Consider the following 21,051-nt stretch of genomic DNA (forward strand, 5'->3'; position numbering starts at 1 on the left):
GAACCTCCAAACAGGAAAAAGGTCAGCCCAAAAAGGACTCGACCTCGATCACAACGCCAAAGGGCGCGTTGAAATAAAAGGTCAGCCGCCCATGGTTCTCATGGGGCGCAGGGATTTCAAAACCGCCCTCGGTGAGCTGGCGGTAAATCTCGTGGACTTGCTCCGGAGTGTCCTGCAAGAAGCCGATGTGAAAGACCTTGGGGTACTGCGGGTCCTTCACCCGGAACAGGGAGAGCAGCGCTCCTACGTCGTCCCGGAGGAAGGCCATCTGCTCGTTCAGGGGCATACCGTCCCCCGCAGGCACCAGCCCGAAATAGCGCCCGAAGAGGTCCACCGCTTGCGGCACGTCGGTCACGCCGAGGTTGATGTGGTTGAGTTTCATGGCGCGGCTCCGGAAGGAGGGAAGGGGACAGGGGAGGCCCCTACGCCGGACGAAACCGGAACGCAGGGGCGGGGGGTGCGGCTCAGCCCACCGAGCCTTCCATCTCCAGCTCAATCAGGCGGTTGAGTTCCACCGCATATTCCAGCGGCAGCTCTTTGGCAATCGGCTCGATAAAGCCGCGCACGATGAGGCCCGCCGCCTCGTCCTCCGAAAGCCCCCGGCTCTGGAGATACAGAATCTGCTCGTCGTTAATCTTGGAGACGGTCGCCTCGTGGCCCACGCTGGCGTCTTTTTCCTCAATCTCGATGTAGGGGTAGGTGTCTGTGCGGGCTTCCTCGTCGAGCAGCAGGGCGTCACACTCGACGTTGGTCTTGCTGCCCCGCGCCCCCTCGTAAATCTTGACCAGGCCCCGGTAAGAAGAGCGGCCCGAATCCTTGGAGATGGACTTGGACACGATGGAGCCGCTGGTGTTGGGCGCGAAGTGCACAATCTTGGCCCCGGCATCCTGGTGCTGGCCGCGCCCCGCCATGGCGATGGAGAGCACCTCGCCGCGAGCACCTTCCTCCAGCAGGTAGCAGGCGGGGTACTTCATGGTGACCTTGCTGCCGAGGTTGCCGTCTACCCACTCCATCACGCCGTTTTTGTACACGGCGGCCCGCTGGGTGACGAGGTTGTAGACGTTGTGCGACCAGTTCTGGATGGTTGAGTAGCGGAAGCGGGCACCTTCCTTGACGACAATCTCGATGACGCCAGAGTGGAAGGAGTCACTCGCGTAGGTGGGCGCGGTGCAGCCTTCGATGTAGTGGGCCTGCGCCCCCTCGTCCACGATGATAAGGGTCCGCTCGAACTGGCCGCTCGACTCCGCATTGATGCGGAAGTAGGTCTGCAAGGGGATATCCACCTTCACGCCCTTGGGCACATACACAAAGGAGCCGCCCGACCACACGGCGGAGTTGATGGCCGCGAACTTGTTGTCTTCCGGCGGGATGACGGTGGCAAAGTGCTCGCGGAAGAGGTCGGGATACTGCTTGAGGCCGTCCTCGATGGAGAGAAAGACGACGCCGAGCTTTTCCCACTCTTCTTTGAGGTTGTGGTAGACCATCTCGCTCTCGTACTGGGCACCGACGCCCGCGAGCGCCGCCCGCTCGGCTTCGGGGATGCCGAGGCGCTCGAAGGTTTGCTTCACGTCCTCCGGCACATCGTCCCAGGAACGGGCGTTGTAGCCCTCCGGCTTGATGTAGTAATAGATTTCGTCGAAGTTCAGGCCCGACAGGTCCGCGCCCCAGGTGGGCAGGGGCTTAGAGAGGAAGATGTCGAGCGCCTTGAGGCGGAAGTCGAGCATCCACTGCGGCTCGTCCTTCGCCTTCGAAATCATCTCGACGACTTCGCGGCTCAGGCCCTTGGGGGCCTTGACGGCGTAGCGCTCCGGATTGCTCCAGCCGTACTCGTACTGCGCGTTAATGCTGGCAACTTCAGGGTTGGTCATGGTGAGGCTCCTTGAGAGCAGAGAGCGCAGAAAAAAGGCCCGGCTCAGTCGCCCGCGGCGGCGAGCTGCTTGACCCAGTCGTAGCCTTCGGTGTCGAGCTTCTGCGCGAGTTCGGGGCCGCCCGACTGCACGACGCGGCCATTGACGATGATGTGCACCTTGTCCGGCACGATGTAGTTCAGCAGGCGCTGGTAGTGGGTGATGATGAGGCCGCCGAGATTGGGGCCGCGCAGCGAGTTCACGCCCTTAGCGACGACCTTCAGGGCGTCCACGTCGAGACCAGAGTCGGTCTCGTCCATGATGATGTAGTTCGGCTCCAGCATCAGCATCTGGAGGATTTCGTTGCGCTTTTTCTCGCCGCCCGAAAAGCCCTCGTTGAGGTAGCGCTCGACGATGCTCTCATCCCATTCCAGCGTCTTGAGGGCGTTCGTCAGCTTGCCGTAAAACTCGCTGAAGCTCACCTCCTCGCCTTCCGGCTTGCGGGCCTGCATGGCCAGGCGCAGGAAGTTGGCGATGGTCACGCCGGGAATCTCCACCGGGTACTGGAACGCCAGAAAAACGCCGAGGCGAGCACGCTCGTCGGGTTCCATCTCCAGGATGCTCACACCGTCCACAAGCACTTCGCCTTCGGTCACGGTGTATTCGGGGTCGCCCACAATCACCTTGGCGAGGGTGCTTTTGCCGTTGCCGTTCGGCCCCATGATGGCGTGCAGCTCGCCGCGGGGCACGACAAGGTTCACGCCCTTCAAGATGGGCTGGTCGCCCACAGCGGCATGAAGGTTGCGGATTTCCAGTTGGTGAGGCTGTTCGGTCATGGAAGCTCCTTTGGGGGTCATTCTTCTTGAGAATGATTCCTAGTTGTGGGCGCATTCTACCGATTGCCCGCCGTAAAGTCGAGTGAGTTGGTGCGGATTGGCCGGGCATGCCCTCCGGGCAGCGGACAGCAGCGGATGAGGGCCGGGTCAGTGTTTTTCACGCTTGCCACGTTTCGGCGTGCTACCCGTGAGGACCATGAACGTTGTCGAACTTCTGCGGGCCGCTGGCCCCCTGCTGTGGGTGCTCGCCGCGCTGTCCGTGTATGTCGTCTACACGGCGGCGGTGCGGGCGCAGACGCTCTCGCGCCTGGGGCGCGACCCCGCCGCCCTCATCGAGCGGGCGCGGGCGATTACCGCCGAGAGTGGTCCAGCGGCGGCGCTCGCAGAGGTCGACCGCGCGGCCCACCCCGGTTCGGCGGCTCAGGTGCTGCGGGCGGGGCTGGGCCGCGCCGACCGTGGCCCAGAAGCGGCGCAGGCCGCGATGAACTCGGCCCTGCTCGCCGAAGACGCCCGGCTGTACGCGGGTCTCTCGGCGCTGGGCACTGCCGCGCAGGTCGCGCCCCTGCTGGGCCTGCTGGGCACCGTGATGGGGATGGTGCGTTCCTTTTTGGTCTTTTCGCAAACGGCGGCCCCCACGCCCACGCAGCTCGCCACGGGCATCAGCGAGGCCCTCATTAACACGGCGGCGGGGCTGGTCGTGGCGGTGATGGCCTACGTGGCCCGCAATGCGCTGCGGGCCAAGGCCGACCGCATCGCCACCGCCGCCGAGCGGGTGCGCGAGGAGGTCCCGGCGTGGCTCACGGGCCGGGGGCGCAGGGCTGCGGTGCCGGAAGTGGCGCTGACCTTTGACGCCGTTCCGGCGGTAGGGGCCACGCGGTGAGGCGGGTTCCGAGGGCACCCCGAACCCCGACCGCAGGGCCTCGCAGGGCTGCGCAGCAGCCTGGGAATGGTGACGCATTCCGGGAGAGAGAGAAACGTGCGGTGATGTCCCCACTGTTCAGGAAGCGGACGGAATCGGTATGAGGCGGCGCTTTCGCGAGGGGAGCGAAGGCGAGGTCACCTTCGACTTCGCCCCAATGGTCGATATCGTGCTGCTGCTGCTGATTTTCTTCTTCCTGACGAGCAGCTTGGGAGCGCGGCAAAATGCCCTGCCCCTTGACCTGCCGCGGGCCAGCGAGACGGTGCAGGAGACGCCGGAGTTGCCCATCGTGAGTGTGGACCGCGCCGGAAAGATTTTCCTGAATGGCCAGGAAACCACGCTGACCCGGCTGGGCGGGCGGCTCGCGCCGCTGGTCGAGGCGTCGGGCGGGCTGGTGGGCCTGCGGGCCGACGAGCGCGGCAACTACGGGACGGTGGTGCGGGTGATGGACGAGATTAAGAAAGCCGGGGGCGAGCGGCTCGCGCTGGGCACCCGCACCCCGGAGGAGTGACCCCATGACCACCCTGCCGGGCCTGCCTCCCTCCGCTCCCTCCCCAGAGCGCCGCGACCACCTGCGGGCGGCGGGCGTGACGCTGCTGCTGCACGGGGGGCTGCTGCTGGGACTGCTGGCGCTGCGGCCTGAGCTGCCCCTCGCCGCCGACCACCCCCCTGACCCCGACCGCGCCCCGCTGGAGGTGGTGGCGCTGGCCCCGCCGCCAACCCCCACCGCGACCCTGACTCCCCCCACCCGCCCCGCGATACCTGCCGCTCGGCCAGCCGTGACCCCGGCCCCACGGACAGAGCCGCAGCCAGAGCCGCAGCCGCCGCAGGAGGCAGCAGTCCCCCCAACCGCACCCGTGCCCCCGGCCCCTGCGCCCATCGTGGTGGAACCGCCCCCACCCCCGGCCCCAGAGGTGCCCCCCACGCCCCAGCGGACGCCCGCTCCCGCCGCGACCGCCGCCACGCCAGCGGTGCGCCGCCCCAGCGCTCCGGCGGCTCCCGCGGCGGCGAGCACCCCCGCCCCCAGCCGTCCGGCGAGCGGGGCGGTGGGCGCGGCGGTTCCCGCGCGGGGCAGCGCCGGAGCACCCGCGCCCGCCGCTGCCCCGCAGGAACTCGCCCCCGAACCCTCTGCCGGAGCGCCGAGCGGCTCTGGGCTGTTCGTGCCGGAGGCGGAGGCCCCCAGCCAGGCCACTCCCCTCGACGAGGTGCCCGCCGCGTCGGAGGTCCCGGCGTCTGCTGAGACGGTTGCCAGCCTGCCCCGCCGCGAGGACGCCGCCCCGGCCACCGCCGAAGAAGCAGCGGCCCCAGCACGCGGCGCGGCCCCCGATAGCGAGGACCCCGCGCCCGCCCGTGGAGGTGGGGAAGCCTTTGCTGAGGCGGGCGGCGAGAGCGTCCCGGCACGCGGCAGCCAGGGCACCCCAGCCGTGGGGGAGACGGCAGAAGCCCCCCGCGCTGCCGCCCGCGCCCCGCAGGGGGTGACCCCCGACACCCCCCTCGCCCCCCGCGGCACCCAGGCCTCCGGCACCCCCGAAGCCGTCGCCGGGCGCGAGGGCACCGTGAGCCGGACGCCGCCGGAGACCGCTCCCGACGCGCCCCGCACGTCCCGTCCGGCGGCGGGAACGGCGGACGAGGAAACGGCCCCCGTGGCCTCCCCCCGTGCCGGAGCCTCGGCCCCCGCGCCCGCCCCGGCGGAGGCGGCGGGAGGTCGGGGGGCGGCGACCCCTCCCGCTCCAGCCCCCGCCGAGGCCAGCACGCCCACCCGTGGGACGGCGGGTGGGAGCGCGGCCACGGCTCCGGTGGCCGAGAGCACCCGCCCCGGTCCGTCCTCCGGCACCCCCGCTGGGACCGGCGAGAGCACGGCCAGCCCCACCCCCCGTGCGGGTGGGGCGGCCACGGCCCCAGCTCCTGCCGCCCCCAGCGACACCCCCCGCGCCTCCAGCGGCGGTGGGTCTAGGGGCGGCTCCAGCACTTCCCCCGACCCTGGCCCTGCTGCCGGGCGCGGGGGGGCGGGTGACGCGGCGAGCGGCCCCGGTGGGGAAGGTACGGCCCCCACCGCCGGACGACCGGGCGGGAGCGGTGCGGGCGGCTCTGCGGGAACCGGAGAAGCCCCCGGACGCGGCGGGAGCGTCAGCCCCGCTGGGGGGGGCGCGGGCGGGGGCGAGGCGGCCCGCGCTGGGGGCGGTGGGGGCGCGGGGGCCGGCACCGAGACCCGGCCCCTCGCCTGTACGGTCGTCGTGGACGTGCGCGGGCTGGGCCGCTTCGATCGCGACATGACCAGCTACGTCTACGACGAGGCGGGCACCCAGCTCTGGCCCGACGCGGCCCTGGTGCGTGGGGTGTCCTCTCAGCTCGTCAACGAGGGCAACCTGCACACCTACGCGACCTCCGAAGGGCAGCTCAGCGCCTTTCCGAATGTCACCCGCGTGCGGGCCGCCCGCGTGCAGGCCCCCCGCATCGCTCCCAACGCGGCAATCCGCACGGACGCTGTCCTGAGTGCCGCTGCCGCTGCCCAGTTCCGCTCGGCGGGGGCGGCCTGCCGGGTCGTGTACCTGAAAGACGCTTGAGTCTTGTCCGGCAGGTCAGCCTCCCGTCATTTCCCTTTGTTATGAGGTTCACTATGCGCAACCTTGCTTTCGTTTCGCTTGCCGCGCTGCTCTCCGCCCCGGCCCTCGCTTGGGTGCCCAAGCTGGAGGAGACGACCGCCAAGAACGTCATCGACGGCGCGTATGGCCGCCGCGACCCAGTGCCCACCTACCAGACGATTGACCTGACCGTCAAAGACGGCCAGTTTGTCGCCGGGGCGGGAGCGGTGAGGGCCTTTGATGGTGGCGACAAGTGCGTCGCCGACTGGCTCGCCGCGCCGACCGACTTCAGCCGGGGCAGCCGCCCCCTGAGCGTCACCGCGAGCGGGCAAGCCGACCAGCTCTACTTCCAAGCAGTCGAGGCCCGCGACAACTTCAAGAACCTCAGCGTGGCCGAAGCGCTGGGGGCGGACCTCGCCGGAAAGCGGCTCGCCGACGGCCTGCTGCGGGTGGATGTGCAGGTTCGCGGCCTGCCCACCCAAAAGGCGCGGGACGCCTACCTCGTGCGGCTGCGGGGGGCGGACGGCAAGCTGCTGGCCCCGGCTCGGCGCTCCTTTGTCAACGACTGGAAGCAGGAGGGCAGCACCTGGACGGGCACCCTGGTGTACTACTTTGAGCCGCTCAAGGCGGGGTTGAATGCCTCGGACAAAGCCGAGCTGCTGCTGCGGACCGAAGCCGACACGAACTGCGCCTACAGCGTGACCCTGGACCTGGGCAGCTTCCAGTAAAGGGAGAGGGTCAAAGTCAGAGCAGGGCAGAGGGGGCCAAAGCTCCCGGTCCTCTGCCCTTTGCTTTTCCGGCCCACGCGCCTGCTGTTCAGCCCGCGGCGATCCTCTCCCGCACCACCCCGATGGCGTCGGGGTTTTCCAGGCTGGTCAGGTCGCCCTGCACGTTGCCCGTGACGAGGAGGTCACGCAGGAGGCGGCGCATGATTTTGCCGCTGCGGGTGCGGGGCACCGTGGGCGTGACGATGACGCGGGCGGGACGGGCAATGGGGCCGACCCCGCGCACGATGGCGTCTACGAGTTCCGCTTCCAGCGTCCTGCCGAGCTGGGCATCCCCGCGGGGAACGACGAACGCGACGGGCACGGCTCCCTTCACGTCGTCGGGTTGGGCCACTACGGCGGCCTCGCTGACCGCAGGGTGGGTAATCAGGGCGGCTTCCAGCTCCATCGTGCCGATGCGGTGCCCGGCGACATTCATCACGTCGTCCAGGCGACCCGTCACCCACAACTGCCCGTCGGGGTCGAGCAGCGCAGCGTCCGAGGCGGCGTATGCACCCGGAAAGTCCGAGAGGTACGTCTGCACGTACCGTTCATGGTCGCCCCACACCGTGCGGGCGAGGCAGGGGAACGGCTCGGTAAGGGTCAGCACCCCCAGTTCCCCAGGGGCCGCCTCCGTCCCGTCGTCCCGCACCACGCGGGCGCGGTAGCCGGGGAGGGGATGCCCGCAACTGCCGGGGCGGGTGGGCGTGAGGCCGACCATGCTGCTGGACCAGGCGGTACCCGTCTCGGTCTGCCCGTAAGTGTTGTTCACGAAGATGCGGCCCTCGCCCAGTTTCCCGCGGGTCCAGTGCCACGTTTCCGGGTCGAGCGGCTCACCGACCAGAGCAATCAGTTCTAGGCGGCTCAGGTCATGCCCAGCCAGGGGCGCGTCCCCGGCGCGGCGCAGCATCCGCAGGGCGGTGGGGGCCGTGAAGACCTTGTTCACCCCGTACCGTTCGATGATGTCGTACGGTCGGGCGGGGGTGGGCGTGTCGATGCTGCCCTCGTAGATGACATGGGTCGCCCCGTGCGCGAGGCCCCCCACGAGCGCGAAGATGGGAAAGGTCAGCCAGCCCACGTCCGCCGTGCACCAATACACGTCCCCCGGAAGCAAGTTCAGCGCCCATTTCACGTTCGCGTACGCGCCCGCCAGGAAGCCGAGGCCCGCGTGGACGAGGCCCTTGGGTTTGGAGGTCGTGCCCGACGTGTAGATGATGAACCCCGGCTCGTTCGCCTCCAGGGGGGTGGGCGGGGCGGGGCGCGGGGTCCCCTGCATCAGCGCGTGGAAGTCGTGTTCACCTGCCCGCAGCGGGAAATCTGGGTCCACCCGGCGGGCAACAATAATGTGCCCGATGTCCAGGCCCGTCATCGCTTCGTCGAGGGTGGCCTTGAGGGGCACGCTGCGGCCTCGGCGCAGGGTGGCGTCCGTGCAGACCACGACCTTGGGGCGGGCGTCCTCCAGCCGGTCGCGCACCGCCTGGGCACTGAAGCCCGCGAAGATGACCGAGTAGATGGCCCCGATGCGGTAGCAAGCATGAATGGCGATGAACGCCTCCGGGACGTTCCCCAGGTAAATCGCCACCCGGTCGCCCTTCTCCACGCCCAGGTCCTCCAGGGCGGCAGCAAAGCGGGCCGCAGCGTCCGTCAGTTCCCCGTACGTCCACGTCTCCCGCAGGCCGTCCTCCCGCTCGTACCGCAGGGCGACTCGGTCGGGGGGATGGCGGTCCAGGCAGTTCACGCTGACATTCCCCAGCGCACCGGGGTAGTAGCGGAAGTCTCCCAGGCTGCCCTCCAGCGCCACGCCCGGCGGCACGTCCCAGGTGAGTTCCTGGGCGATTTCCAGCCAGTACGCCTGCGGGTCGAGGGCGAGCAGCCGGGCGGCCTCCTCCTGCGAGACAGGGGCGGCGGCCTTCAGGGGGTCAGTAGGCGGCACGAGCGGGTGCTCCAGCAACGACTTTTCCACAGGGAAACCTCCAGCGGAACGGTGACTTGTGCGGTGAATGGTGTGTGGCCGCACCCTAGCGTGTTCGGGTGCGGGATACCAGCCGTACAATCCCTCCGTGCCCGCCTCCTTTCCCCTCCTGGCCGTGGACATCGGCAACACCAGCACCGTGCTGGGCCTCTCTGACGAGAGCCTCACCCTGACGCATACCTGGCGGGTCCGCACCAACCGCGACCATCTCCCCGATGACCTCGCCCTGCAACTTCAGGGCCTCCTGACGCTCGCGGGGGCCGCCCCGCCCCGCTCCGCTGTGCTCAGCAGCGTGGCCCCGCCGCTGGGCCAGAACTACGCGCTGGCGCTGCGGCGGCATTTCCGGGTCGAGGCCTTCGAGGTCAGCGCCGAGAACCTCCCCGACGTGAGGGTCGAACTCGACCAGCCCGGCGCGGTGGGGGCCGACCGCCTCGCCAACCTGTTCGGGGCCGAGCGGTACCTCGGCGGGCACGACTACGCGGTCGTCGTGGACTTTGGGACCTCCACCAACTTCGATGTCATCGGGCGGGGGCGGCGCTTCCTGGGGGGCGTGCTCGCGACCGGAGCGCAGCTCAGCGCCGACGCCCTCTTTGCGCGGGCGGCCAAGCTGCCGCGCATCACCTTAGAGGCCCCGCGCACCGCCATCGGCAAAAGCACCACCCACGCCCTGCAAGCGGGCCTCGTCTTCGGCTATGCCGAGATGGTGGACGGCCTCTTGCGCCGCATCCGCGCCGAGCTGCCGGGGCCTGCCGTCGCGGTCGCCACGGGCGGCTTCTCGCGCACGGTGGAGGGCTTGTGCCGCGAGATCGACCACTATGACGAGACGCTCACCCTGCGCGGCCTGCTGGAGCTGTGGGCCAGCCGTCCGGGGGCGCACGCCCGGTAGCCTGCTCCCTGGCCCTGACCACCCTCGCCCCGCTACCCTGCCGGGCATGACCCCTCCCGTCTCCCGGCCTCTTCGCCGCATCGTCAGCTTGCTGCCCAGCGCCACCGACTTGCTGCTCAGCCTGGGCGCGGGCGAACGGCTGGTGGGCGTGAGCCACTCCTGCGACCATCCCGCCGTCCGCGGCCTCCCGGTCCTGACCCGCTCCATCGTCGACAGTGGCGCGCCCCAGGCCGAGATAGACCGGGCCGTGAGCGAGGCGGTGCGTGAGGGCCGCGCCCTTTACCAGGTCGATGGGCCTCTGCTGGAGCGCCTGCGCCCCGACCTCGTCGTCACCCAGGGGGTGTGCGAGGTCTGCGCGGTGACCCCCAGCACGGTCGAGGCAGCGGTGCAATATCTGCCGGGCTGCCTGCCCGCCGAGCAGGTTCTGAGCTTGGAGGGCCGGAGTGTAGGGGGCATCCTGGAAGACCTGCGCGCGCTCGCGGTGGCGGCGGGCCTTCCGGAACGCGGCGCAGCGCTCGTCGCCGAGGCAAGGGCGGCGTGGGAGGCCGTGCAGCCCGTCCCGCATGCGCCCCGCGTGCTCACCCTGGAGTGGGTGGACCCGCCCTTTTTCGGCGGTCACTGGGTACCCGAACAGGTCGAGCGGGCGGGCGGCGTGAACGTGCTGGGCACCCCAGGAGCCGAGTCAGGCCGCACGACCTGGGCCGAAGCGCTGGCCCTCGCCCCACAGGTCATCGTCGTGATGTGCTGCGGGTACGGCCTCGCCCACAACGAGACCTTTGCCCGCTCCCTGCTGGAGCGCCCCGAACTTGCCGCCCAGCCAGAGACCGAAGTCTGGGCGGTGGACGCGAACGCCCTCTTTAGCCGCCCCAGCCTCGGCGTGGTGCGCGGGGCGCAGGTGCTGGCCGAGCTGCTGCGCGGCCAGGCTTGCCCTGGCGAGAGCGTGTGCGTGCGCCCCAGTCCTTGAACCTCGCCCGGCAGGGTCTGCGCACGGCGGCCCCCCACCAAAAGGCCGGGAGAGTGACGGTCTCTCCCGGCCTTTTGGTGAGGGGGTTAAATCCCCAGCGTCAGCAGCATCACCTTGTGAATGACCCAGCCCAAGGCGATACACACCGGAATGGTGAACACCCATGCTTGCACGATACGCCCGGCGACCTGCCATTTGACCTTGCGAAAGCCCTTGGTGGTGCCCACACCCATGATGGAAGAGGAGATGGTGTGGGTGGTGCTGACCGGAATGCCGAGGTGGGTGGCGCTCACGATGATGGCGGCGGCGCTGGCCTCTGCGACAAAGCCGTCGACGGGCTTGAGGTCCACGACCTTAAACCCCATCGTCTTGATGATGCGCCAGCCACCCATCGCTGTGCCCAGGCCCATCGCCAGCGCTGCCGAAAGGATAATCCACAGCGGCACCTCGCTGACCTGAGTGCCCAGGTACGCGCTGAGGGCAAAGGTCATGATGCCCATCGCCTTTTGCGCGTCGTTGCCGCCGTGCGAAAAGGCCATGAACGCCGCCGAGCCGATTTGCAGCCAGCGGAAGGTGCGTGTCACCGTGCGGGGGCGCATCCAGCGCAGCACCAGCCACGAGAGCACCCCCATCAGCAAGATGGGCACGAGAAAGCCCAGCGCCGGGCTGCTCACGAGACCCGTCAGCGTCTTTTGCACGCCCTTGGGAATGATGATGCCCCACCCGCCCGCCGCGACCCCCGCTCCTACCAGGCTGAAGATGAGGGCGTGGCTGGAGCTGCTCGGCAACCCTTTCCACCAGGTAAAGAGGTTCCAGAGGATGGCACTCAGCAGCGCCGCTCCGGTCAGGCCTAGGGTGGCGAACTGCTGCGGCACGATGTCGGTGGCGATGGTCTTGGCGACCGCCGTGCCCGCGAGCGCCCCCACCACATTGAGAATGGCCGCCATGGCGATGGCCTGCGGGGGCGTGAGCACTTTGGTGGCGACCGAGGTGGCGATGGCGTTGGCGGTGTCGTGAAAGCCGTTGATGAAGTCAAAGGCAAGCGCAAGTGCGATGATGATGACAAAGCCGAGCAGCGCGGTTTCCATGAAACGTGCGGCTCCCCGGCTCAGGCGTTCTTGAGCAGGATGCTCTCGACCGTCTTGGCCACCCGCTGGGCCTGGTCGGACGCGTCCTCAATGAGGTCGACGATTTCGCCGCCGCGCATCGCCCGAATCAAGCCGGGAACGTCATGGACCCCCACGTACAGTTCGCGCTGCACCTGGTCACTGATGAGGTCGCCCTCGTCTTCCAGCGCCCGGATTTTCTGCGCGAGCGCAGCCAGTTCGCGCACGCGGCCCTTGCTCTCGATGAGGGGCATCCCCTGCGCGAGCAGCGCACACTGCCCTTCGACCACCCGTGCGAGCTGCGCCATCTGTGGCAGCGGCTTTTCCACCCCGTAGAGACTGAGCTTGCGGGCGGCGTCCTCCAGGCTATCGACGAGGTCGTCGAGTTCGTGATTGAGCGCGATGATGTCCTCGCGGTCAAAGGGCACGATAAAGGACTCGGCCAGCAGGTTGGTCACCTCGCGGCTGATGCGGTCGCCCTCATGTTCAAGGTCGCGGATGCGGTTCACCTTCGCCTCGACGTCGGTGTAGTTCTCCAGCAGCTCGACAAGCGCCTGCGCCGTCACGTGCGCATTGCGGGCCGCCTCAGCGAACTTGGCGCTGAACTGCGGATTTTTGGGCATGAACTTAGACAAAACCATGACAATCTCCCCGATTCTCTGCTCTTTTGTCAGCTCTGTGTCAGCCGAGCTGGGCCGTGAAGAGGGGAAGCCCCTCGCGGGAGGCTTCCCCCTTGCCGAGAAGTCTACCCTCAGCGCACCGTGACCGGGGCCGTGAAAGTCGCCCGGCGCTGCTCGGCTTCTGTGCCGATGGTGTTCGCACCGCTCGGCGTGCTGTCTGGGCCAGGGATGAGGTCGCCCGCCCCGTAGCCGGGACCGCCGAAAATGCCGCCGACCACGTTCACGCCCGCCGCCGGAGGACCGCTTAGGCCCAAGCTGCGCCAGGGAATCGCCAGCTCGACGGTCTGGGCGGGCAGGGTGCCGGACGTGGCGACGGTATAGCCGCTGGCCGCGACCTCTGGGGTGGTGGTGTCACTCGTGACCAACCGGACCTGCGCTCCCTCACTGCCGTAGCGGGCGACAAAGGCGTCTGCGCCGCCCATGCCCCCGCTGAACGTCGCCGCCTGCCGCCACGCCTCGAAGCGGTCAGCCTGCGCCGCGCCGCCCTCCCGGTAGTCCAGGTAGAGAATCGCGCTGTTGCCCGACACCCGGTAGGTGTAGGCGAGATAGAGGAAGTCCGCATCGCTGTCGGCCCGTAGGGTGAGCCAGTTGTTGTCCGGCCCGAAAACCCCCTCTCCAGGACTCTGCACGCTGACCTTGGGCGCTGCCCAGTCGCTCAGGTTGCCGTCGATGCGATACTTGCCGACCTGTGGCCCCGCGGCCCCGGCCCGCGCCAGCGCGAAGTCTACGTCCGTGGCCGGGGCGGTGGCCTGCTGGGTTGCCTCCGCGTAGCCTTCCGCCGTCGCCTTGAGGGTCTGCGCCCCTGCCGGAACAAAGAGGGTGTACGACCCGTCCGGGAAAGTCAGGGCGTAGTTCACCTTCGGGTCAGCGGAGGTGGCTTCGACCAGCGCGCCTTCCAGCGCCTGCCCCGCGCCCGTCACCCGGCCCTCGACCGTGGCCCCCGGCACCGGGCGGGTGATGAAGTCGTAGGTCCCGCTGTAGGTGTTCCCCGCCGTGCCCACCACGTAAGAGCGGTCGGGCTGGTCAGGTCCCTCGTAACCGCTGTTTTTGGCGCGGGGATGGTCATTGCCGAACTTGAACTTCACCTCGCGGAAAAGGGGCAGCTCGATGTCGGTTTTCCAAACCCCACGCGACACCTGGGTCATGGGGTACTCGACCTGCCGCCCGGTGTCAAAGCGCCGCAGCTCGACCGGGCCGTTGCCCTGGCTGCGGGCGTCCACCGTGAAGGTGACCCGAACCGTGTTGCTCGCGCTCGGCGTGGCGGTAGCGGTCACGCCCCGGCTCTCGGCCCCCTGCGCGTCTACCGTGACCACCCGGAAAGTGGTCTGCTGGTCGTTGGCCAGGCCGCGCACCAGAAAGCTGGTCTGCTCGCGCGAGAGCGGGGCGAAGTTCAGCAGCCGCTCGGAGCCGCCCCCCGTGCGGGCGTAGACCCGGTAGCCCGTGACGGCGGGGTCGCTGGGAGCGCTCCAGCGCAGTTCGGCGGCCCCGTCCCCGGCCCGTGCGGTGACGCCGCTCACCTCAGGAAGGCGGGGATTGACGGTGCCCGCGCTGCCCGGCGTGCCCGCCACCGCAAGCAGCGTGCGGGGAGGCAGGGTGCCGAGAAGCCGCCCGCCCTCGACCCGCAGGTTGGTGGAACGCCCGGTAATCTCCGTCAGCGCCCCCGCCCCGAAGGTGCCCAGCAGCGGCAAGCCGCCCCCTGGGAGCGTGGCGAGGTCCAGGGGGGTGTCCCCGTTGTTTAGCAGCGCCACGACGGGCCGCTCTCCGGCAAGGACCCGGCGGTAGGCGAGGAGGGGAGCGCCCCCACCCGGTCGCCACAGCTCCTGCTGAGCACCGTGCGTGAGGGCTGGGTAGCGCTGCCGGGCAGCCGCCAGGGCACCCAGGCGCTCGTCGAGGGTGCTGCCCGCCAGCGCCGCGAAGTTCATGTCCTCGCGGTTGCCTTGCCCCGCCGGATGGTCATAGGGGTCCCCCAAGCCCGGCTGCGCGATTTCAGTGCCCTGGTACACGCTCGGCGTCCCCCGCGAGGTGTAGATGAGGCTGAGGGCGAGGTCGAGCCGCTCCGCCGCCTGTGCCGCTGTGCCGCCCCGCTCGGTGACCTCACGGACAAAACGGCGCACGTCGTGGTTATCCACGAAGGTGGTCAACCGGGTGGGGTCGCGGTAGACGCCGTCTTGCGCAAACACGTCCGCTACTCGCCCTAGGTCACCGTCCGCGCTGGAGAGCTGATCTTTGATGGCGAAATACAGCGCGAAGTCAAAGACACTCGGCGCGCCCAGTTCATTCATAAAGTGGGCCAGCCGCGCCGGATTCCCGTCGAAGACCTCGCCCACCGACCACAGTCGGCGGGGGTCGCCCGCGCCGCCCGCCGCGAAAAACTGCCGCCAGTAGCTGTCCGGCACGTGCTTCATGGTGTCAATGCGCAGTCCGTCGATGCCCGTCTCGCGCTGCCAGTAGCGCACGAAGTCGTTGAGATAACGGGTCACTTCGGGCACCTCCTGCCGGAAGTCGGGCAGCCCGGCGAGGCACTGGGTCACGTCGTCTTGGCCGCACTGCGCCCCGGTGCGGAACCAGTCCGGCTTCTCGGCGACCAGCTTCGCCCCGTAGCCCGCGTGGTTCACCACGATGTCCTGCACAATCTTGAGGCCGTGGCGGTGGGCGGTTTGCACCAGGTCCTTGTAGTCCTCCAGAGTTCCAAAGTGGGGGTCGACCCTGAAGAAATCCTCGGCCCAGTAGCCGTGGTAGCCCGCGAAAGGTCGGCCCCGGTGCGGCCCCGACCCCGTCTCGATGGCGGGCACTTGCAGCACGACCGGACTGATCCAAATCGCCGTGAAGCCCATCCGCTTGAAGTAGCCTTCCTCAATCTTGGCCTTGAGGCCCGCAAAGTCGCCGCCATGCCAAGCGAGCGGGTTGGTCCGGTCAGCGCGGTCCCCGGCGTTGCGGTTCGGCCCGTTGTCATTGGCGGGGTTGCCGTTCTGGAAGCGGTCCGTCATTGCGAAATAAATCGCGTCATCGCGCCAATCGGTGTCTGGAGCGTGGCGGGGACCGTTCAGGGTGCCGCAGGCCGCCAGGGTGAGGGTGAGGGCTGCCAGGGCGCTGGCGCGCCCCACCTTTTGCAAGGGATTCATGTGTCCTGTATTGGAAGCGCTCAGGCCCGGCGCTGTCAACGTGTGTCGCTCGCCACCTCCACCCGGTGCCCGCCCCCCGCCTGCGCATCCCGCAGGGTGGCCTCGGCGCGGGCGAGGGCGTCAGTTCCGCTGCCCACGGCGAGGCCCACGCTCACGGTGACCACCCGTCCGGCCAGGGGCCGCGAGGCCACCCGCAGCCGCAGCCGCTCGGCCACCACCCGCACCGCGACGGGGTCGGTTGCGGAAAGGAGGACGGCGAAGGTGCCCTCCCCCAAGCAGGCGACCGGGTCGCCGGAGCGGGTCGCGGCGGCCAGCGTGCGGGCCAGGTGTGCCCGCACCGTCTGCACCAAGACGGCTCCGCCTTCCCGCTCCAGTTCGGGCAGGTGGTCTACGCCCACGACCGCCACGGCCACCGGGCGTCGCAGTGCCCGCAAGCGCCGCTCCAGCGGTCGCCGCAGCGGAAGGCCCGTCAGCGGGTCAGCCTCGTGGGGGGGGAGGTCAGGCCAGGGGCCAGGGTTGCCCTTGGGACGGGCCAGCGTGCTCTCCTGCCCCCAAAGGACCAAGCCGCCCACCAGCAGCAGCTGCGCGAGCAGGGCGAGGCTGAGTTCCTCGCCGTCCGTGCCGGCCATCCCCCGGAGGCCGTACAGCGCCCCCATGACCCCGGTGGCCCCCAGGGCGCTGCGGGCCACCACCCGCCCCAGGCGGTGACCCAGCACCCACCCCGACGCGAGCAGGCCCAGCACGAACCACGGCAGCAGCAGCCCCAGCAGCGCTGGCCCGCCCCCCGCCAGGTGCGGCGCGAATAACCCCAGGCCCAGCCGCCCCAGCAAAAAGCTCCAGCCCCCCAGCAGCAGCAGCTGGTCGAGGACCCCCACCGGGCAACGCGGCAGGGCCGAGAGCACCAGCGCAACGACGAGCACGGCGGCCAGTCCCCCCCACAGCGCCGCCAGCACCGGATGCAGCGGCCAGACAACGGCCAGGCCCACGGCAAGAGCGAGGAGCACCAGTGGGAGGACCCACTGGTAGGCCGTGCGGCGGGCTTCGGCGGTGCGGCTGAACGGCCCTGCCCCGGAGCCTCCCACAGAGACGGCCAGGTCGGGCACAGGCAGCAGACAGTCGCGCATACCTCTGTAGAGAAGCATGAGCGCTCTCACGGCATCCTGACACCGGGCCACCCCCCGGCGGGGGCATGGGCCGGGCACCGCCCCGTTGACACCCCGCACAGGCGCTGCTACACTCACTCCCGCTTGTCCACCGTGCGGACAGGGCAAACAAACGGGAGTAGCTCAGCTGGTTAGAGCGCACGCCTGATAAGCGTGAGGTCGGCGGTTCAAGTCCGCCCTTCCGTACCAAGCGGGACATAGGGGTCACCCTGTGTCCCTTTTTCTTTTCCCTGGCCCGCCGACAAAAGGGCGGGGGCCATTTTTCTATGGCCCCCGCCCTCTGCTGGCTGTCCTTCAAAGCAGGCTGAGCTGCTCCTGACCTTCGAGGTGCGCGAGATGGTCGGGCAGGTCCGTGGGGCGGTCCATCACGATTTGCTCGGCCTTGTAAGAAGAGCGCACGAGCGGGCCAGAGACGACCTCCAGGAAGCCAAAGCCCAGCGCTTCTTGGCGGATTTCCTCAAATTCGGCGGGGGAGACGTAGCGCTCGACAGGGAGGTGGTGCATGGTCGGGCGCAGGTACTGCCCAAAGGTCAGCACGTCGACTCCAGCGGCGCGGCAGTCGGCCATGGTCTCGCGCAGCTCTTCGCGGGTCTCGCCCAGGCCCAGCATGATGCTCGTCTTGGTAATCACGTCCGGGCGGCGCTCCTTGGCATGCTGGAGGACCCCCAGCGTCCGCTCGTAGCCCGCGCGGATGTCGCGCACCGGGTGGGTCAGGCGGCGCACGGTTTCCAGGTTCTGGGCGTAGGTATCCACGCCGCTCTCCAGCACGAGGTCGACGCAGTGCGGGTTGCCGCCAAAGTCGGGCGTCAGGGCCTCCACCCGCGTCTCTGGGTTGAGCCTCTTGATGGCCTGCACCGTCTTGGCGAAGTGGTACGCCCCGCCGTCGGGCAGGTCGTCGCGGTCCACCGAAGTCAGCACGACGTACTTCAGGCCCATCAGGCGCACCGATTCGGCCACCTGCATGGGTTCATCGAGGTCGAGCTTGCCCATGGGGTTTCCGGTGTCCACCGCGCAAAAGCGGCAGGCCCGCGTGCAGACGTGCCCCATCAGCATGAAGGTGGCGGTGCCCCGGCTCCAGCACTCGCCGATGTTGGGGCACATCGCCTCCTCGCAAACGGTGTGCAGGCGGTGCTCCTTGACGATTTTGCGGACCTCGCCGTACACCGGCCCGGTCGGGATGGTCACCTTCAGCCACTCCGGCTTCTTTTCGCGCACCGGCACTGCATCCTTGCGGTAGATACCGTTCTTGATGAACTTCACTTCGCGGTCTTGCCCCGCGTTGCCCTGCTGGGTCATGTCTCAGCCTCCTGCCGCCGCCGTGGGCAGCGTCCAGTCATAGGTCTCAAAGGTGGTGTGAAAGGCCCGCGTGAGGGCTGCCTTGGCCGCGCCCAGGTCAGCCACGCGGCTTAGGCCCCGGCGCTCGTACTCCTGGGCCACGCTGGTCATGTGCGTGCCTTGCAGGCCGCAGGGCACGATGAGGTCAAAGTGCTGCAAGTTGGTCGTGACGTTGAGCGCCAGCCCGTGCAGGGCCACCCCGCGCTGCACTGCCACTCCGAAGGAAGCAATCTTTTGCTCGTACACCCGGCCATTGACCTCGCGGGGTTCCATGTACACCCCCGCGTAGCCGGGATTGGGCCGGGCGTCCGGCAGCCCCAGCTCCCCCAGCGCCGCGATGGTCGCTCTCTCCAGCAGCCGCAGAAAGTCGGCCACCCGGCGGCCCACCGGAAAAATGGCGTAGGCCACAAGCTGGCCTGGGCCGTGGTAGGTCACGTCGCCGCCGCGCTCGACTTCCAGCACCTCGATGCCCTGCGCGGCGAGGTACTCCCGCGTCACGACGATGTTGCGGCCCTCCCGCGCCCCCCGGCCCAGGGTCAGTACGGGCGGGTGCTCCACGAGCAGGAGCTGGGGCTGCCCGCCCGCCGCGACCTGCGCGTGGGCCTGATGCTGCACGTCCCACGCCTCACGGTAGGGAAGCCGCCCCAGGTCCACCGTCTCAAACGCCGCCTCTCTCACGCGCCCGATTGTACGCGCCGGGGCGCTGCTCGTTCGGGGCGGGGAGTGCAATCCACCCCGTTATTGTCCAGTCTGGATGGTCAGTGCCCGCAGCTGGGCTGGAAGGCCGGGCGCACTCAGCCAGGTGGCAGAGGCGTGGAGGGTGCCGGAGCCGCTAGCCTCTGCCCCATGCCCGAACTCGTTCTCCCGTCCCAGAGGTACCAGGAGAGCTTTCTCGCTGCCGTGCGCGAAGCCCAGGCAGACGGCAGTGGCCTGGGCGAGACCCTGACCTGGGACGTGGCCGCGCTGGAGGCGGACTTCCCCGCCTTCCTGGAGTCGCTGCGCCGCTTCGAGCCGGGCCGTGAGCTGCCGGAAGGCTATGTCCACTCTGAGGCTCTGTGGCTGGTCGACGGCGAAGAGTACCTGGGCCGCGTCTCCATCCGCCACACCCTGAACGAGCGGCTGCGCGAGTTCGGTGGGCACATCGGCTACGAGGTGCGGCCCTCGGCGCGGCGGCGGGGGTACGCGACCCTGGCCCTGCGGCTGGCGCTGAAGCGGGCGCGTGAGTTGGGCCTGGAGCGTGTCCTGGTGACCTGTGACGCAGACAACCTCGGCTCGCGGCGGGTGATCGAGGCCAATGGTGGGGTGCTGGAATACGAGGGAAGGGTGCCGGGGCATCCGGTTCCGCTGCGGCGCTCCTGGATCACCCTCTGATTACTTCTGGGCAGAAGTGTCGCCGTCCGGCTGGAGCGCTTCGGCCTTTTGCTGGGCGGTCTGGGCCAGGGCTTCGAGCACCTCCGCCTGCTGTTCGGGGGGGGCGCTCGCCTCGGCGACCTTGTCCAGCGCCGCTTCCGCGATGCGCTCCAGTGCACCGAGTTGCCCCTCGCCCGCCGCGTCGAGTTCGCCAATGCGCTCCACAATCTGCTCGCCCGCTTCGGCAAGCAAGCTGGCCTCTTGGTCGGCACTCAGGGCCTGAATCGCCTCGACCCTGGCTTGATGCTCGGCGCTGAGGCGCTCCAGCCGCCCGACCTGCTCCAGGGTGTCGGCTTGGGCGCGGGCCGCCTCGATGATGGTGTTCAGCGCCTTCAGCTGGGCCTGCACCCGGTCATGAATCCGCCGCAGCGACTGCACGCTGACCTCGCTCATGGGGGTGCGGGCCACCTCCTCCAATGCCTGACAGATGAGGCCGTCGAGGGCCGCCGCCGCCGTGATTTGCTCCTCGCCGCTTTGCACGATTTCGGCCAGCGCCTGGGCATGGCCTTGGCGCTGCTCGTTCCCGGCGGCGAGGGGCAGGCTCCGCAGTTGCTCGGTGGTCACCTGCACGACCTGCCGCAGCGCGTCGGTGGCGGCCAGCCCCTCTTGCCCGGCGCGGATAATCTGCTCCAGGGTGCTCGTCTGTGCCCAGCCCGCCGCGCCGACGTGCTCTCTGGCCCGCACCTCGGCGAGCCGCCGCCGCTGACGGCTCACTGCCTGCTGCGCTCCGGCGAGGACCGTCTCTCTGGTGGTTGGCGAATCGCTCACCGATCCAGGATATGGCTTCATCGAGCCTTCACCGTGACTTGGCTTAGATAGGTCAGCTTTCCCCTTGAGCTGCGCCCCTCGCGCCGCGTATACTCCTCAGGTTCAGCCCCGCGTGAGCGCGGGAGCGTACAGACCAAGAACGTCTCTGCCCGTGCCGGTGTGCTGGGAAACGCTGTGCCGGGAAGTGGGGCGGTCCGCTGGCAAAGGAGTGGTGACACATGCAGAGTCAGGTCAAAGTCAATCGCGGCGCGATCCTGCGCTCGGTCGAGCAGGCGCACATCAAGACGGACCACCCGGAGTTTCAGCCCGGCGATACCGTGCGCGTCGAGACGAAGGTCGTCGAAGGCAACCGCACCCGCAACCAGGCCTTTGAGGGCGTGGTTATCGCCATCAACGGCACGGGCAGCCGCAAGAGCTTCACGGTCCGCAAGATTTCTTTCGGCGAGGGTGTCGAACGCGTCTTCCCCTTCAGTAGCCCTCTCGTCGCCAAGGTGACGGTCCTGGAGCGCGGCAAGGTGCGCCGCGCCAAGCTGTATTACCTGCGTGAACTGCGTGGCAAGGCGGCCCGCATCAAGAGCGACCGCAGCCGCGTGATGAAAGACGCCGCCCGCAGCCAGCAGGCCAAGGCCGCCCCTGCCGAGACGGCCACCGAAGCGCAGAGCGACTTCACCCCGGTCGAGACGCTGGGCGAATAAGC

19 protein-coding genes and 1 tRNA gene are annotated in these 21,051 nt (G+C 69.1%); 9 read left to right on the forward strand and 11 right to left on the reverse strand.

Annotation, left to right across the window (positions count from 1 at the left end; genetic code table 11):
- Positions 1-22: 22 nt before the first annotated feature.
- From H565_RS0101555 to sufC, 3 genes are all read right to left on the reverse strand, one after another.
- Positions 23-382, reverse strand: coding sequence for a VOC family protein (locus H565_RS0101555; protein WP_027459490.1), 360 nt, complete (start codon positions 380-382; stop codon positions 23-25).
- A gap of 82 nt (positions 383-464) precedes the next feature.
- Positions 465-1,868: a Fe-S cluster assembly protein SufB gene (gene sufB, locus H565_RS0101560; RefSeq protein ID WP_027459491.1), complete on the reverse strand. Its 1,404-nt coding sequence runs from the start codon at positions 1,866-1,868 to the stop codon at positions 465-467.
- A gap of 44 nt (positions 1,869-1,912) precedes the next feature.
- A complete protein-coding gene (sufC, locus tag H565_RS0101565) occupies positions 1,913-2,683 on the reverse strand; it encodes a Fe-S cluster assembly ATPase SufC (protein WP_027459492.1) in 771 nt (256 codons plus the stop codon).
- 196 nt (positions 2,684-2,879) lie between these two features.
- Here sufC and H565_RS13955 point away from each other — a divergent pair, with 196 nt between their 5' ends.
- From H565_RS13955 to H565_RS0101585, 4 genes are all read left to right on the forward strand, one after another.
- Complete coding sequence (locus H565_RS13955; RefSeq protein WP_034408013.1) at positions 2,880-3,563, forward strand: MotA/TolQ/ExbB proton channel family protein; 684 nt, start codon at positions 2,880-2,882, stop codon at positions 3,561-3,563.
- 139 nt (positions 3,564-3,702) lie between these two features.
- Positions 3,703-4,113 (forward strand): ExbD/TolR family protein, encoded by a 411-nt coding sequence (locus tag H565_RS0101575; RefSeq protein WP_027459493.1) that lies wholly within the window; start codon positions 3,703-3,705, stop codon positions 4,111-4,113.
- Positions 4,114-4,117: 4 nt separating this feature from the next.
- Positions 4,118-6,166: a hypothetical protein gene (locus tag H565_RS0101580; protein ID WP_027459494.1), complete on the forward strand. Its 2,049-nt coding sequence runs from the start codon at positions 4,118-4,120 to the stop codon at positions 6,164-6,166.
- Positions 6,167-6,219: 53 nt separating this feature from the next.
- A complete protein-coding gene (locus tag H565_RS0101585; RefSeq protein ID WP_027459495.1) occupies positions 6,220-6,912 on the forward strand; it encodes a hypothetical protein in 693 nt (230 codons plus the stop codon).
- Between the two features lie 88 nt (positions 6,913-7,000).
- Here the strand turns inward: H565_RS0101585 and H565_RS0101590 are convergent, their stop codons facing one another.
- Complete coding sequence (locus H565_RS0101590) at positions 7,001-8,911, reverse strand: acetate--CoA ligase (RefSeq protein WP_027459496.1); 1,911 nt, start codon at positions 8,909-8,911, stop codon at positions 7,001-7,003.
- A gap of 97 nt (positions 8,912-9,008) precedes the next feature.
- On the opposite strand from H565_RS0101590, the gene H565_RS0101595 reads away from it, so the two are divergent.
- Positions 9,009-9,806, forward strand: a complete 798-nt coding sequence (locus H565_RS0101595) for a type III pantothenate kinase (protein WP_027459497.1) — start codon at positions 9,009-9,011, stop codon at positions 9,804-9,806.
- A gap of 46 nt (positions 9,807-9,852) precedes the next feature.
- Complete coding sequence (locus H565_RS0101600) at positions 9,853-10,770, forward strand: TroA family protein (protein ID WP_027459498.1); 918 nt, start codon at positions 9,853-9,855, stop codon at positions 10,768-10,770.
- Between the two features lie 86 nt (positions 10,771-10,856).
- On the opposite strand, the gene H565_RS0101605 is transcribed toward H565_RS0101600, so the two are convergent.
- The 4 genes from H565_RS0101605 to H565_RS15590 form a co-directional block, all read right to left on the reverse strand.
- Positions 10,857-11,858, reverse strand: coding sequence for an inorganic phosphate transporter (locus tag H565_RS0101605; protein WP_027459499.1), 1,002 nt, complete (start codon positions 11,856-11,858; stop codon positions 10,857-10,859).
- Positions 11,859-11,878: 20 nt separating this feature from the next.
- A complete protein-coding gene (locus H565_RS0101610; protein WP_027459500.1) occupies positions 11,879-12,517 on the reverse strand; it encodes a DUF47 domain-containing protein in 639 nt (212 codons plus the stop codon).
- 110 nt (positions 12,518-12,627) lie between these two features.
- Positions 12,628-15,678 (reverse strand): alpha-amylase family glycosyl hydrolase, encoded by a 3,051-nt coding sequence (locus H565_RS0101615; protein ID WP_027459501.1) that lies wholly within the window; start codon positions 15,676-15,678, stop codon positions 12,628-12,630.
- Between the two features lie 35 nt (positions 15,679-15,713).
- Entirely contained in the window at positions 15,714-16,802 is a 1,089-nt protein-coding gene (locus tag H565_RS15590; protein ID WP_051363357.1) for a GGDEF domain-containing protein, read from the reverse strand.
- 151 nt (positions 16,803-16,953) lie between these two features.
- On the opposite strand from H565_RS15590, the gene H565_RS0101625 reads away from it, so the two are divergent.
- Positions 16,954-17,030: transfer RNA gene (locus H565_RS0101625), tRNA-Ile, on the forward strand.
- Positions 17,031-17,135: 105 nt separating this feature from the next.
- Here H565_RS0101625 and lipA read toward each other — a convergent pair.
- Entirely contained in the window at positions 17,136-18,137 is a 1,002-nt protein-coding gene (gene lipA / locus H565_RS0101630) for a lipoyl synthase (RefSeq protein ID WP_027459502.1), read from the reverse strand.
- 3 nt (positions 18,138-18,140) lie between these two features.
- Positions 18,141-18,854, reverse strand: coding sequence for a lipoyl(octanoyl) transferase LipB (gene lipB / locus H565_RS0101635; RefSeq protein WP_027459503.1), 714 nt, complete (start codon positions 18,852-18,854; stop codon positions 18,141-18,143).
- A 168-nt stretch (positions 18,855-19,022) separates the two neighbouring features.
- Between lipB and H565_RS0101640 the strand changes: the two genes are divergently transcribed.
- A complete protein-coding gene (locus tag H565_RS0101640; RefSeq protein ID WP_027459504.1) occupies positions 19,023-19,547 on the forward strand; it encodes a GNAT family N-acetyltransferase in 525 nt (174 codons plus the stop codon).
- On the opposite strand, the gene H565_RS0101645 is transcribed toward H565_RS0101640, so the two are convergent.
- Positions 19,548-20,354, reverse strand: coding sequence for a hypothetical protein (locus H565_RS0101645; RefSeq protein ID WP_027459505.1), 807 nt, complete (start codon positions 20,352-20,354; stop codon positions 19,548-19,550).
- A 218-nt stretch (positions 20,355-20,572) separates the two neighbouring features.
- Here H565_RS0101645 and rplS point away from each other — a divergent pair, with 218 nt between their 5' ends.
- On the forward strand, positions 20,573-21,049 hold the full coding sequence (gene rplS, locus H565_RS0101650) for a 50S ribosomal protein L19 (protein ID WP_027459506.1): 477 nt from the start codon (positions 20,573-20,575) through the stop codon (positions 21,047-21,049).
- The last annotated feature ends 2 nt before the right edge of the window (positions 21,050-21,051 follow it).

This window comes from Deinococcus murrayi DSM 11303 (assembly GCF_000482805.1).
Lineage (GTDB): Bacteria > Deinococcota > Deinococci > Deinococcales > Deinococcaceae > Deinococcus > Deinococcus murrayi.

Bases quoted from the DNA above. Each gene is read 5' to 3' on its own strand.
- H565_RS0101555 (WP_027459490.1), bottom strand. From the start codon at position 382: ATGAAACTCAACCACATCAACCTCGGCGTGACCGACGTGCCGCAAGCG.
- sufB (WP_027459491.1), bottom strand. From the start codon at position 1,868: ATGACCAACCCTGAAGTTGCCAGCATTAACGCGCAGTACGAGTACGGC.
- sufC (WP_027459492.1), bottom strand. From the start codon at position 2,683: ATGACCGAACAGCCTCACCAACTGGAAATCCGCAACCTTCATGCCGCT.
- H565_RS13955 (WP_034408013.1), top strand. From the start codon at position 2,880: ATGAACGTTGTCGAACTTCTGCGGGCCGCTGGCCCCCTGCTGTGGGTG.
- H565_RS0101575 (WP_027459493.1), top strand. From the start codon at position 3,703: ATGAGGCGGCGCTTTCGCGAGGGGAGCGAAGGCGAGGTCACCTTCGAC.
- H565_RS0101580 (WP_027459494.1), top strand. From the start codon at position 4,118: ATGACCACCCTGCCGGGCCTGCCTCCCTCCGCTCCCTCCCCAGAGCGC.
- H565_RS0101585 (WP_027459495.1), top strand. From the start codon at position 6,220: ATGCGCAACCTTGCTTTCGTTTCGCTTGCCGCGCTGCTCTCCGCCCCG.
- H565_RS0101600 (WP_027459498.1), top strand. From the start codon at position 9,853: ATGACCCCTCCCGTCTCCCGGCCTCTTCGCCGCATCGTCAGCTTGCTG.
- H565_RS0101605 (WP_027459499.1), bottom strand. From the start codon at position 11,858: ATGGAAACCGCGCTGCTCGGCTTTGTCATCATCATCGCACTTGCGCTT.
- H565_RS0101610 (WP_027459500.1), bottom strand. From the start codon at position 12,517: ATGGTTTTGTCTAAGTTCATGCCCAAAAATCCGCAGTTCAGCGCCAAG.
- H565_RS0101615 (WP_027459501.1), bottom strand. From the start codon at position 15,678: ATGAATCCCTTGCAAAAGGTGGGGCGCGCCAGCGCCCTGGCAGCCCTC.
- H565_RS15590 (WP_051363357.1), bottom strand. From the start codon at position 16,802: ATGCGCGACTGTCTGCTGCCTGTGCCCGACCTGGCCGTCTCTGTGGGA.
- lipA (WP_027459502.1), bottom strand. From the start codon at position 18,137: ATGACCCAGCAGGGCAACGCGGGGCAAGACCGCGAAGTGAAGTTCATC.
- H565_RS0101640 (WP_027459504.1), top strand. From the start codon at position 19,023: ATGCCCGAACTCGTTCTCCCGTCCCAGAGGTACCAGGAGAGCTTTCTC.
- rplS (WP_027459506.1), top strand. From the start codon at position 20,573: ATGCAGAGTCAGGTCAAAGTCAATCGCGGCGCGATCCTGCGCTCGGTC.